This is a genomic window from Cyclobacterium jeungdonense (genome assembly GCF_010994275.1).
Classification (GTDB): domain Bacteria; phylum Bacteroidota; class Bacteroidia; order Cytophagales; family Cyclobacteriaceae; genus Cyclobacterium; species Cyclobacterium jeungdonense.
The window spans coordinates 154828-167539 of the sequence record NZ_WMCD01000011.1; the positions used below are offsets into that span (position 1 = coordinate 154828).

The window sequence follows — 12712 nt, forward strand, 5'->3', positions numbered from 1 at the left end:
TATCAGCATATTTCAAGGGCATGTTGAGGAAAACCGTATGGCGAAAAAGGAAAGGAATTAGGGCCATTTGCTGCCAAATTAAAAAAACGGTTGGAGTAATTAGTAGACAAAAAAAAACAACAATTTTTCAAAAATGAATAAAAAAGTAAAGGACTATGGTCACTTTCAATGGATAGATATAGAAAATCCACTAGAGGAAAGTCTCACAGACCTTGAATTGCCTTTCCGTTTAGATGTAAATTTTCTTGAAGACGCTCTTAAATCCGGGCATTTGCCTAAACTGGAAAATACGGATGCTTATACATTTATGATTCTTAGAGCCCATACGGCATCAGAAAATGAAAAAGCCATTGAAGTTGGTCAAATCAGTAATAAGATTGCCTTTTTTGTAAATAAGGAAGCGTTAATTACGATACATCGGGCTTCTTTTTCTTTTTTGAACAATTTGCCTGACAATTTTGAATCTTCAGAGGAATTGGTCTTGCATATTGTCAATGACTTACTTCAAACGTTTGAAGAACCCATCAAAACACAATCTGAAAGAATGGACGCGTTAGAACAGAGTATTTTCCTTAAAGGAGGAGGTAATCTGTCTATCGAAAAGCTCTACTTTGAAAAGTCTAAAGCAAGATTAACCAAGAAACTATTGGTAATTATGCAGTCTGTGTTCCAACACTTTAAGGTTGATGATTCTTTAAATACCAATCTACAAGACATCAAGGATACCCTATTGGATTTGACATTACGAACGGAAGAGGTGGTAGATGACGCAAATGCCTTGTTAAATTCATACATGACCTTCCAAGCCCAAAAAAGCAATGATGTAATGAGGTTGTTGACTGTGTTTTCTGCGTTCTTCCTTCCTTTGACATTCATCGCAGGTGTTTACGGAATGAATTTTGAAAATATGCCCGAACTTCGGTGGGATTATGGATATTTCCTATCATTATTGGTAATGCTCATTATTGCTAGTGCTATTTTTATATGGTTCAAAAGGAAAAAAATAATTTGAATTCAAGAGAATCATGGGAACTGCAATGGTCAAATGTGCAGACATAGAAAACGGAACATTCGTTTTTAGATTAGTTCGAAAATCCTGCGCCCTGCCACCATCTGGTTCCGTTATAGAAAACGTTGGAGCGCAACCCATCGGACAGGGATGTCATGGGCGGCCTTTGTTGTGCCCGAGGCAGGCTCCTTTGACGGGTTCTGGTCAGCTGTTAGGCCTTTGCCAGCTCCAAACAGGCTTTCACCAGCACATCCAGCTCATCCAGTGTCGTATAGAGATTTGGGCAAATACGACAGCCATGGACATTTGAACCGTCGATGGCAACGGTATAAATCTTGTATTTTTCCATCAGGATTTTCGCAAAGTCAGCTGGTTTCAGGCCTTCAATTCCTACATTTCCTATGCCGCAATGTCGGGCAGGATCCTTGGGCGTGTTGACAATTACCCCCGGGATATCCCTGACTTTGCTTGTCCAGTAAGTTTGCAAATACCGGAGACGTTCTTCTTTCCTTTTTCCGCCGATGGCATTATGGTAATCAATGGCATCATTGATGGCCAGGTCGGTATAGGCAGGGTAAGTACCAATATGATTCAGGCTGTGAATGTCATTGGGTTCTGTTTCCCCTTCGGCAAGCAAGGGCCAGACATTTTCAACATTCCCTTTCTTTACATACAAAAGTCCGGCCCCAAGGGGCGCACTCAACCATTTGTGCAGACTGGATCCGTAATAGTCGCAATGCAGATCTGGTAGATTAAATTGGAAATGCCCAAAGGCGTGTGCTCCATCCACCAAAACTTGCACTCCTTTGCTATGGGCCATGTCACAAATTTTTTGCACCGGCAGGATATGGCCTGTGATATTGATAATATGGGAAACCATCAGCAACCTTGTCTTTGATGTGATCGCATTGGCATAGATCTCTACGATTTCTTCGTCCGATTGGGGCTGATTAGGGACAGAAATAACCTTATTTACCACGCCGTACCTTTTTTCGGCCAGTTTGAACTGATTCAACATGGCACCGTAGTCCTGTTCGGCCATGACGGCCTCGTCTCCTTCCTTCCAATGAATGCCGGTGATAATCAAGTCCAGGGACTCGGTGGCATTGCGGGTGATGACTACCTCCTCCGGGCTGCATCCCCCCATTTCTGCCAGACGGGCAGTAGTGACCTTTTTGTTTTTCTTTCTTTCGTTTCGCATGTACCAGGATCCCTGGTAATTTACCTCCCGCATGTGCCCGATTAAATTTTCAAGTGTTTCCTGCGGCACAAAGCAGTAAAAGCCGTTTTCCAGGTTGATATAATCGGGTTTGAGCTTGTATCCAGCCCTTATCCCGGCCCAGAAATCTTCGTTTGAGGCAAGTTGAGCGGGGGGGATGTGGTCAAAACGGGTCAGGAGCTGGCCAAAGGAATTGACACCTGGGCTGGCCGTGGCACCCAGAGCCAAAAGGTTTTTCAGGAAGGTTCTTTTTCTCATCTTCTGGAACATTTGTATAAATATAAGAAAAAAACGACCAGGTTTAAAGGGAGTATTACACCCCTGGAAGGATTGAGGGGCTGAAAGTTATGCTGGAGTAGGGGTAGGTGAAGCGGTTAAAAAAGTTGGTCGCTTAAAAAATTCAGTAGAGGTATTGCTCACGCTTACCGGTATTCCTGTGGCTAACGGGGAACTCAAAGAAATCCGTTTAGCGGCAGAATTCCAGAAAAAATCCAAGTTAAATTTGGTGTATTCTAAAATTTCAGAATGTTTTGCATTCACTAATTTACAATCAGAAACATGGTATTAAGCTGGGAACCGATCAAATAATTTTTTAGTGGTTCATTATCGAAAACAGCAGATACCTCAGCCATTGGGATGATTATCATTGGGAGATCCGGGTTAAGCTGGCTAAAATACCATACGTTTTAGATAAAATAAAGGACTGTAATTTTTTGCCTATCATTTTATTTTGGTTCGTTTGAACGGTTTTGTACTTGATTCCGGGCTTTTTTGGAAAAAAAATGTTCAACCCTCTCCAGGGTTGCTGGAAGGATAGATTGGCTTATGACCCCCGGGTTTCGCCAGGGGTTATTATTGTTTAAGCCCTGCAGGCTTCGGAGGTGAATAGGCGCTTGTTTCTTGGGAAGTGATGTGGGACTTCACTGCGTCTGATTGGGTTAAAGAAAAATTAATTTCTTTAAATGCTGTTTTGGACTGTTGATAGTTCTCCCGGTAAAAGCAGGCCTGAAGGGCCTGAACATCAATAACCGTGGGTGCAGCCCACGGGAAGCGAACAAAAACCAACCTCCCACCCCGGAAGGGGTTGAACCTTTTTACGGAAAATAGATCGAACTTAGGTTGTCAGGTTTTTAAAACCTGACAGATCTACTATTCCTACTCTTTTAAGAACCTAATCCGATCGGTAAATCCGCTGTTTTCCAGTTTGATAATATACAATCCTGTTTTCAGGTGTGCTACCGGTAAGGGAAGCACCGTTTCGTCGGCAGGAAGTACATAGGTTCCTATCACCTGCCCATCCACAGACAGTATGGTCAATTGGCTGGGCTCCGGAAAGGGGCGTTTTACCTCGATGGCGGCCATTCCCGTTGAGGGATTGGGGTTCAGGGTAACCTGGCTTTTGACTTCAAAACGAACCGCATTGGTAGTCAGCAGCTGACCATCGGCACCTTTAAGCAGGGCGGAAGTTTGGTAGGAGCCCGGGGGGAGGTAATCCAGAAAGCTGTACCAGGTAAGTTCATCGCTTTTTTCCCAGGAAAGGACCTCATTTCCCAGGTTTAGTGGGTGCGTTAAAGCAATGCATTCCGCACCTACCAGCGGGCTGCCGGTCGTAAGGATCAATTTCACTTTCCCATCGATTTCCTCCGATAGTAAGCTGGCATCTTGCCGCATCCGCATCGTGCTATGGGAGGATTTGCCCAGCTTTATAAGTAGCGGTTTGGAAGACAGGGGCAGTATTATGTGGCCATTTTCATACCTGACGGTAGCAACTTCTCCCTGAGGGTCTAGTCCCGAAAGGTACCAGGCCGCTTCCGCAGCAAATTCATAGGGAAATGGAAGGGTAACCGCCACAGAATCATCCCCTGTGACCGGTCTCCAGGCGATCAAATGGCTGTCTTCACCAGCTTCGTTGCGCAGCAGGTAAATATAGGCTTTTTCGTCTTCCTTCAATACTTCCTGAAATCGTAGGCTAGCCATTCGGTTTTGAAGGGCTTCGGCAGCGATAAAGGACCTTTTTTCTTTAAAGTTAAAATTGAGGGACTCTGTGAGCCCGGAGCGGTCGTAGTTTCGTTGCGAATCCCTGCTTTCCAGGTCCACATTCGCATAAAAATACCAATGGGCCCGGTCTACGCCCATGCGGCTCAGCCAAAGCAAGCCCCTTACCGCATAAACGGCCTGAGAAATACTACTCACTGCTTCACTGTTGGAGGCAGTTTCGTTTTCACTGGAAGCATCCCAGCCCCATTCGGTGACGTGCACTTCTTTACCGGGCATGTTATGATCCCGGAACCGCAGACCGGCAAAGAGCGCCCGCATTTCAGAAGCGGGATGCTCGGGGTGAACGGCGATGCGGATTCCCCGTTCGTTTCGGATATAGCTGTACAGGTGCAGGTTGATGCCATCCAGGTACGGAGCTGCGGCTTCGGATAGTTTGTAACCTATGTAATTTTTGGTGACGCCCGAATTACCGGCCTCCGGATTGGAGGCCTGAAGCGCCGCAGGCAGCACGGTCAATGCAGGGTCAGCCTCTTTCATTCCCTTGGCCATGCCTTCCAGGATAAGCTGGTACGTCTCATTGCTGTAATCCCAGGGCTCGTTGCCAATCTCAGCGGAACGGATAAGATCCAGGTTTCCAGGCCCGAAGGTAGCGGCAAAGGCCTGTCCCAATGCCTGAGCGGATTCATAGGGGCTATCCCAATCCGACTCCCGAAAACGATCAAAGGTATAGGTTGCATCGACTGTAAATCCTTTGTTTTTCCAATCACTGTATTCCTGAATCCACTGGGTCCATTTGAGATGCACCTGCGGGTTGTCCGGATCGTAACTGGGAATGATGTCCGGCTCAGGAGTGTCCCAGTGGATGTTGTGGTAATTTCTGGCCTGGGAAGCTGCCCGGATAAATTTTTGGGCACCTTCGTCGGGGCCCTGTAGGTTGGGTACTTTTTTTGTGCCCCAGGCCCAGACGGTATTTAGGCCAAAAAGTTCGCCGAAACTCAGGTCCTGTGGTTTTGGGGCAGGAGGGGGGCCGTAGTTGCCAAATTCATCGTAAACGGTGATTTCCTGTATGGCGGCCTTTTTGTAGTTTTCATCGGCCAATTGTATTTCCAGTCTCAGATAGCGGGCCTGCACGGGTTCTGGCAATTGGATGAATTGTAAATCCAAGATGCTTGGGTCCAGGTCTTTCACCCCTACCAGGCTGTCGGGATGGTTTCCCAGGAGCAATGTAGCCGAAATGGCCGTACCTGCACCGTTCCATTGCCGGGATCGGATCCAGGATACTTGCTTTGTCTCTCCCAGATCCATGGTCAGGTGCTCGGTAAGGGGCTGGCTGTAGGCCGCCATTTCCTGAATGCTGAAGGCCGAAGGGGAACTCAAATAAACTTCGGTAACCTGGTCCAGTTCGACGGTAAACCGTTGGTGCCCACTGGTACCTACCGGATAGGAAAGGTCTTTCCTTTCTCCGTTGGCCGTGGTTAGCCGTATGCTAATGGGTTCGCTGAAATTATTCGAAATCCGCAATCCCAGCCGGTGAATGGGCAGGGAAGGAACCGAAAGGCGATACCAGGCGAGGTTTTCTCCCTCGGGTATTGGAATACTTGCCGTACTGTTTCCTAATAATCCATCGGTGGCCTTTTCGATAGGGATGCCACCGGAGGCTTCGCCGGATAGATTTAGGAGCACATTTTGCAGGGGATTGGAAACGTACCGGTCAGGCAGGGGATTATCGGATACCCAGGCTGTGGAATAGTCGTTGTCCAGGACCCTGGAAGCATGATTTTGTTCTCCGGCTGCAGTGGAACTGACAACTACGGTTGCTTCTGAGGACAAGGCCGGGTAGAGACCCGCATGCGGATCCCATGTAACGGAAGACGGTGGATTCGGGGCGTTTTCCCCAAAAATTTCCAGTTCAAATACGGATACCTTCTTATAATTTTCAGGTACCAGGGTATGGGCAATTCTAACATATCGTGCCTTTATGGCCTGTGGAAATTCGGTGATGACGACCGAAAGGTCAGCTGGGTTGAGGCTGCCTACCTGTACCAAACTGTCCAGGTGGGTACCCACCAGCAGGGAAGTGGCCGTGGCATTGCCCCAGCCGGCCCAGTGCTTGCTGTGGATTTGCTTTATCCATCGGTCTTGCTCCAGATCAATGGTAAGGTATTCCACTGCGGGTTGGTCCAGGGCCGCCAGGTCATAGATAAAAAAGGGGGAGCCGCTGGAAAGGGTGATGCTGACAATGTTTTCGGCATCCGGAGTAAAACGGATCGTGGCGTTATTTTGTGTGGTTGTGTAAAGCAGCGAGGTAAAGGTGCCGGAGGCGTCAAAAAGTTTCATTTCAACATCTTCCTGAAGACCACCCAAACGCAAGCCCAATAAGAGGATTTTTTTTGGATCGGAGAAAACCAGTTCTGCCGTTGCCATACCATCGATAAGGCCGACTTGAGGGGTATAAGTGCCTAGTTTCCCATCGGTGGCATTGGCCAATACGGCGCCCGAGGGGCTGATCAGGGCTTGCCCCAACAGAATGTTTTGTTCCGGATTGCTGAAATAAAGGTTTGGAAAGGGATTGGCCGATACCCAGGAGGTACTGAGATTGCCGTCAATGGCTTGTAGTGCCGGGGCATTGGCTGCCGCTGTGCTTGCGGTGATGGTACCGCCCACTTTAAAAAGCGGATTTTCTGTGGAAAAGGCAAAAGCAGGGCTTTCGCAGCGCAGTAAAATGCAAAGGAGGAGTAATCTAAAAGGCATAGGCTTGAAAGAGGAATAGGGAGAATGACCCTGCAAGTTAAATCAAATTCCCTGAAGTTAGTATTGGTTTTTTTGGGTGGATGGAAAAACGGTTGCCGGGTGGCAATTGCCCTATCCTCCAATACGCTGGTAGGACTTGGATTAGAATTCAGCCAGGATACGACCTATGGCGTAGCGAGTGATGGTCAAGCTACAAAGTTGGCCTTTATCAATCCTTCCCTCACCTTTTTACCTACTTGTTTTAACTCAAAGGGCGAAGAGAAAAATTGACGAGCGACACATGGAGGGGTGATTACCAATCATGCGAGATTTTCCCGATTAAGGATTGGGACAGGCTATCCCGACCTTCGGTGCGGGACAGGTTATGACCATTGAAAAACAAAAAATAAACAGATGAAAGCAAAGCTGAAAATCGTGCTAACGTAAAATTATTTACCTACCGATAAATAAGACCTCAGGAAAAATAAAAACGACAAAAACAGAAAATACTTTGCGCATGGGAGCTTCTCATGTGCAGTTCTATTGCATTCCGGCAGGTAGTGGTGGAAGGGTATTCTCCCCTTTCCTGAGTTGATTAGGTCTAAATAGAGAAAAGACTTGCCGAATACGTATGTAATTCATATATTAATACGTATCAGTTATAATGCATCATGGATAAAAAATTAACATTGAAACTTGACAAATCCGTTATTGAGAGAGCGAAAGCATACGCTTCTCCTCATAATAGAAGTTAACCCAATTTGATTCCCTCAAAACACTCATTGACCAAGACAAAGCTCCCTCTGTAAATGATATGGAGATTTCTCCATTTGTAAAGAGCATCAGAACAGGTGTTAAATTTCCAGCGGATTATAACTACAAAGAGGCTTATAAAGACTATTTATCGGAGAAATATAAATGAATGACAAACTATTTCTTGACACCACCGTGGAGGTCGATTTATTAGGTGAACGAAAACCCCATTATGAATCGGTTGCCAGAATTGCCACTCTTGCCGATGGAGGTAGCTTGCAATTGATCGTTTTTGCATTACCTTATGCGACGGTATATTACTTACTTTCAAGGTTTGAAGCTAAAGGTTTACAACGTTTGCGGGAAGTCACCCATAAATTGCGATTGCCTTTATTACCAACCACTATTCCATGAATACAGACCAGTTTACCAGCGACTTTTTACCAAAAGAAATCGTACTCAAATTGTACCGAGACGTTCCTATTTGGGATTATCAACAGCAAATTGATCTGGTAAATAGCTATGCCGAGACTGTTAAAGAGACCATGGATCCGGATGTTTTTGATATTAAACTTCATCATCAAATCGGATTTTGCTATTGGCAGGCAGACGCCCACCCTCAGGCGATCGTCCATTATAAAAAGGTCATCGAAAAATTAAAGCCTCACCATTACCCATTCCTTTATTTTAATGTGATTAGCCTACTGATCCGTTGTAACCGGCTAATTGCGGAGTTTAGCGAGTCCTTTTATTGGTGCGGAATCGCCTTTAAGTACCTTGAAGCGACTACATCCTCCTTTGATAAATTGAATATCCTAACGGAGTACGTGGATGTATTGGCGGATGCCAACGAATCCTTTAACAAGGAGTACGAACCTATCATCAAGTATGTGATTGCCGATTTGGGCTTTCCGGAAACGTTAACCGACCCCCTTGAGACGGTAAATGCCATGCGTACTACCAATCATATCTGGAACCGCAAACTTTCTGATGTTGAACTATCCCAAGTGCATCTGGAAGATACGGATCAAATCATACGGGCCTTTGAAAATTTCAAGCAGCACTGTCCGATTGAATGGTATCGAAATTACGCTGAGAACGCAATAAATATTAGAAAGCACAAATAATATCAGACACTGTTTAGTCCACCTTTAGTTGTAAATGAGGCGTGAATTTTGTTTTATGCCTCCATATTTAAAGAATTCTAATGACAAACCGTATTATCCCGCCTGTTTTAGTTCTTTTTTGCCTAATTGCGCTCCAGTCCTGCAAGGGACAAGCGAGCCGTCCAAACATCATCTTAATCCTAACGGACCAGCAAAGTGAAAGCATGATGAGTAGTTCTGGCAATCCCTATCTCCATACCCCGGCTATGGATTATATCGCCAACAACGGCATTCGTTTTACCCGTGCGTATGTCACCAATCCGGTATGTTCTCCCTCCCGGGTAAGTTTGATGACCGGGCGTTTTCCGGGGTATTTTAAAGATTCGAAGGGCAATCTTGTTCGGGATAATGCCAGCTCCATGGATATCCCGGCAACTTCTCGGGAAGCGTCAGGTGAAAATTTGGCCAGCTACCTGAAGAAAGCAGGCTATGATTTGGTGTATGGGGGCAAACAGCACTTGCCGGCATTCCTTGACCCGGATTTGGGGGGCTTTCACGTGCTCACAGAAGATGCCAGAGGGGAATTGGCAAGCAAGGCAGCCGACTACATCAGGGGCGATCACGAAAACCCTTATTTTATGACGGTATCCCTGATTAACCCTCACGATATTTGCTTTATGGCCATACGCGATTTTGCGGATTCCCTGTACTTGCAGCAATTGCAACGGAATTTTAAAACGGAATTAACAAATCTGGACAAGGCACTGGAGCTGCCGGAAGGCGTAAGTCGGGAGGAATTTTTTGAGAAGTACTGCCCACCCTTGCCTCCCAATTTCGAACCCCAGGAAGACGAGGCAAAAGCCATTGAGTTGTTTTTGAACCGCGATCCCCGCTCCTTTCGCAGCGGAGCCCGTGAAGAATACACGGAAGAGCAGTGGCGCATGCACCGCTGGGCCTATGCTCGGTTGACCGAAATGGTGGATGTCCACGTTCAGGAAATTTTGGACGCGCTAATTGAAAGTGGCAAGGAAGAAGAAACGCTGGTAATTTTCACCAGTGAGCACGGAGATAATGACGGCTCCCATAGACTGGAACACAAAAATGTACTGTACGAGGAGTCGGTTAAGGTTCCGTTTACTGCTATGTGGAAAAGACAAATACCCGCCGGACAGGTAAATGATCGGCAACTGGTGTCGGTGGGTCTGGACGTATTGCCCACTTTAGCCGACTATGCCGGCATCGCTGCCGTAACGGATCCGCGTGGCAGCAGTTTGCGTCCGCTTTTCGAGGGGGAAAAAGTGGATTGGCGGGAAAGCCTGGGCATAGAGGGGGAAATTAGCAGGGCGGTGATCCTGGAAGACGGGCTGAAATACATCCGCTATGACGCCGCCGGGTTTGAGGAGCGCCTGATGGACCTGAAGGAGGATCCCTATGAGACCACCCATTTTACCTACGATTCAGCCTACCGGGACCGATTACAAAAAATTCGGAGGGAGTTTGAGGATAATTGGTTTCCGGATTTGTAGTTTCGTTTTCCGGAATAAGAAGATCCAACCATGCAGGTATCCGGGTAAGAATATACGTAGTATTTAGATATTAATTGAATCAATCATGAAAATCAACCTTTTCTATCTTTGGTTTTACCACTGTTTGTGAACCCTTTGCAAAAAACAGCGGCCCACCAAATGCCAAACATCCTCATCATCATGGCGGATGACATGGGGTATTCGGGCCTGGGAAGTCTTGGCGGCGAAATAGCCACGCCCAACCTGGACTGCATGGATCAGGGAATCGGACAAATCATTCGCGTATTAGAAGAAACCGGACAATTAGACAACACGTTGATATTCTAACTACAGGATAATGGAGGTTGCCACGAAGTACTTACAGATGGTTGGCCGAGATCCCTGCATTTTCCGGCCTTCCAGCGCGACGGATCTCGCTTGCTCAGGGGAAATGATGTTAGCGTCCTACCAGGACCGGAAAGCACCTATATGAGTTACTCGGCCGAATGGGCAAATGTCAGCAATACCCCTTTCCGGCTTTATAAACACTATATCCATGAAGGCGGCATTTCCACTCCACTGATTGCCTTTTGGCCCGATGGCATTCAGCAACCATCCAGGTCCGTGGATCAAATAGGGCACATTATCGACATCACGCCCCCCTGTGTGGAAGTGGTAGGGGCAGCGTATCCGAACGAATACAAGGGAGAAAAAATCAAACCCATGGAAGGACAGAGTCTGGTTCCTGTTTTTCACAACGAAAGCTTTTCCCATAAGCCGATAGGATGGGAGCACGAAGGGAGCCGGGGATTCCGCGAGGGCAAGTGGAAGTTGGTGGCAACCGTCCGGGGGCGGAATGGGAATTATACGATATAGAAGCTGACCGTACCGAACAGCATAACCTGTCGGCGGATTACCCGCAACTAACCCAATCCATGATTGAAAAGTACGAGCGGTGGGCCAATCGGGTAGGGGTAGTTGACTGGGGAAATCGATAGCTTGCCCGGGCCTGCCTTCAGGGATCGCGAAGAGTTGGGCTTAGCAGCGGCTCTTGACGGCTTCTCCACCTACTCCCAAAATGTGGTTGCCAGGCTGTTTTATGCTGGTGATACATCGGGTTTCAGGGGTATGTAATTGGCTGACATTTTGCAGGAAGAACCGCTCCAAAGCTATTCCCATTATTGCCATAGAATTAAAAAAACGCAATATGTTCCCGAATTTCTTCGTGCCCGCCCGCTGACAAAGATTTTATGGCGGTTGTATCCCTGCATTTTTTCCGCAAAACCAGTGGTGTTAAAATACGACACATTTTGGTTAAAATACTGGATAATTAAGACAGGTCGTCTTAATACTTTTATCAATAAATAAGTTCGATTATAAAATGGTATTAATTGGGAATCCGGTTACCTTCCAAAGGGATAGGTTATGAGTATCATTCTAAAAGTAATTCTGGGCCTCATGACGGGCTCGTTTGGGTTTTATTATATTTCTGATGTTCTTAGAAATAGGAAAATGTTTTCTGGTAAACCCTGGTCGGGACTTTTAGTAACCGGATTCATCACTAACTTTTTCGACACCCTGGGGATTGGAAGTTTTGCACAGCAGACCGCCATTTTTAAGTTTTTTAAACTTGTCGATGACCGCCTGATTCCCGGAACAATGAATGTGGGAAATACCATTCCTACTGTAACGCAGGCATTTATATTTATGACAGTAGTTCAGGTAGACCCAATAACTCTGGTCAGCATGTCAACAGCCGCACCAATCGGTGCATTGCTGGGTGCCGGTATTGTCTCAAAGATGTCGCGGCGCAGGATTTAGATAGGGTTAGGATTTGGCCTCCTGGCGGTGGGCCTGATTATGATTGCTGGTTTTTTAAATCTGATGCCTGTTGGAGGCGAAGCGATAGGACTAAGGGGTTGGAAACTCGCAGTTATTGTTGGTATGAGTTTTATATTTGGCGCCTTGCAAACGGTGGGAGTCGGATTTTATGCACCCTGTATGGCGATGGTCTATGCGCTTGGTATGCATCCGCTCACCGCCTTTCCAATAATGATGACCGCAACGGGCATGTTAATGGCAGCAGGCGGGGCACGGTTTGTCAAAAAAGGGGCCTATGACAGGAAAATTGCGATTTCGCTAACGATCGCTGGAGTTGTTGGCGTATTTCTGGCGGCTTATGTTGTCAAATCTTTACCATTGTTGGTTCTCAAATGGGTGGTCTTATGTATTATTCTTTATACATCAGGATGGATGTTTCTTTCTGCCTCCCGAAAAGAACCTGATAAGTATGAAAAGAAAGCCTACCTCTAAAAGAACTCTTTAGGTTCAAATTCAGGAACAATTGAGTATTATTTTTAAATATGATCATAGCTAAAGTTTTGAAAAATTC

At 46.3% G+C, this 12712-nt stretch carries 14 protein-coding genes; 12 read left to right on the forward strand and 2 right to left on the reverse strand.

From position 1 onward, the window contains the following. Nucleotides 1-133 precede the first annotated feature (133 nt). Nucleotides 134-1012, forward strand: a complete 879-nt coding sequence (locus tag GKS34_RS19590; RefSeq protein WP_163386681.1) for a CorA family divalent cation transporter — start codon at nt 134-136, stop codon at nt 1010-1012. A gap of 208 nt (nt 1013-1220) precedes the next feature. Here GKS34_RS19590 and GKS34_RS19595 read toward each other — a convergent pair whose 3' ends face one another. Both GKS34_RS19595 and GKS34_RS19600 read right to left on the reverse strand, forming a co-directional pair. Continuing rightward, nucleotides 1221-2486 carry an aminotransferase class V-fold PLP-dependent enzyme gene (locus GKS34_RS19595; RefSeq protein ID WP_163386682.1) on the reverse strand — a complete coding sequence of 422 codons (1266 nt, stop codon included), beginning with the start codon at nt 2484-2486 and terminating at the stop codon, nt 1221-1223. Between the two features lie 897 nt (nt 2487-3383). Next, nucleotides 3384-6977 (reverse strand): T9SS type A sorting domain-containing protein, encoded by a 3594-nt coding sequence (locus GKS34_RS19600; RefSeq protein ID WP_163386683.1) that lies wholly within the window; start codon nt 6975-6977, stop codon nt 3384-3386. 24 nt (nt 6978-7001) lie between these two features. Here GKS34_RS19600 and GKS34_RS19605 point away from each other — a divergent pair, with 24 nt between their 5' ends. The 11 genes from GKS34_RS19605 to GKS34_RS23315 all read left to right on the forward strand — a co-directional run bounded on the left by GKS34_RS19605 (nt 7002) and on the right by GKS34_RS23315 (nt 12633). Beyond that, nucleotides 7002-7247: a hypothetical protein gene (locus GKS34_RS19605; protein WP_163386684.1), complete on the forward strand. Its 246-nt coding sequence runs from the start codon at nt 7002-7004 to the stop codon at nt 7245-7247. Between the two features lie 380 nt (nt 7248-7627). Further along, nucleotides 7628-7711, forward strand: coding sequence for a DUF6364 family protein (locus tag GKS34_RS23785; protein ID WP_353960093.1), 84 nt, complete (start codon nt 7628-7630; stop codon nt 7709-7711). Nucleotides 7712-7770: 59 nt separating this feature from the next. Further along, entirely contained in the window at nt 7771-7878 is a 108-nt protein-coding gene (locus GKS34_RS23635; RefSeq protein ID WP_262888591.1) for a DUF6364 family protein, read from the forward strand. Then, the gene (locus tag GKS34_RS19610; protein WP_205602107.1) at nt 7875-8123 is read left to right on the forward strand and encodes a hypothetical protein; all 249 of its coding nucleotides are present in this window, start codon (nt 7875-7877) and stop codon (nt 8121-8123) included. Before GKS34_RS23635 ends, GKS34_RS19610 begins: the two co-directional genes overlap by 4 nt. After that, nucleotides 8120-8836 carry a hypothetical protein gene (locus GKS34_RS19615; RefSeq protein WP_163386685.1) on the forward strand — a complete coding sequence of 239 codons (717 nt, stop codon included), beginning with the start codon at nt 8120-8122 and terminating at the stop codon, nt 8834-8836. Before GKS34_RS19610 ends, GKS34_RS19615 begins: the two co-directional genes overlap by 4 nt. A gap of 80 nt (nt 8837-8916) precedes the next feature. Continuing rightward, nucleotides 8917-10341: a sulfatase family protein gene (locus tag GKS34_RS19620; protein WP_163386686.1), complete on the forward strand. Its 1425-nt coding sequence runs from the start codon at nt 8917-8919 to the stop codon at nt 10339-10341. A 159-nt stretch (nt 10342-10500) separates the two neighbouring features. After that, nucleotides 10501-10668: a hypothetical protein gene (locus GKS34_RS19625; protein ID WP_163386687.1), complete on the forward strand. Its 168-nt coding sequence runs from the start codon at nt 10501-10503 to the stop codon at nt 10666-10668. Between the two features lie 141 nt (nt 10669-10809). Beyond that, nucleotides 10810-11196 carry an alkaline phosphatase family protein gene (locus GKS34_RS19630; RefSeq protein WP_163386688.1) on the forward strand — a complete coding sequence of 129 codons (387 nt, stop codon included), beginning with the start codon at nt 10810-10812 and terminating at the stop codon, nt 11194-11196. Nucleotides 11197-11298: 102 nt separating this feature from the next. Next, a complete protein-coding gene (locus GKS34_RS19635; protein WP_163386689.1) occupies nt 11299-11454 on the forward strand; it encodes a hypothetical protein in 156 nt (51 codons plus the stop codon). A gap of 291 nt (nt 11455-11745) precedes the next feature. Continuing rightward, the gene (locus GKS34_RS23310; RefSeq protein ID WP_205602109.1) at nt 11746-12141 is read left to right on the forward strand and encodes a sulfite exporter TauE/SafE family protein; all 396 of its coding nucleotides are present in this window, start codon (nt 11746-11748) and stop codon (nt 12139-12141) included. Between the two features lie 63 nt (nt 12142-12204). Next, on the forward strand, nt 12205-12633 hold the full coding sequence (locus GKS34_RS23315) for a sulfite exporter TauE/SafE family protein (protein ID WP_205602110.1): 429 nt from the start codon (nt 12205-12207) through the stop codon (nt 12631-12633). Nucleotides 12634-12712 lie beyond the last annotated feature (79 nt).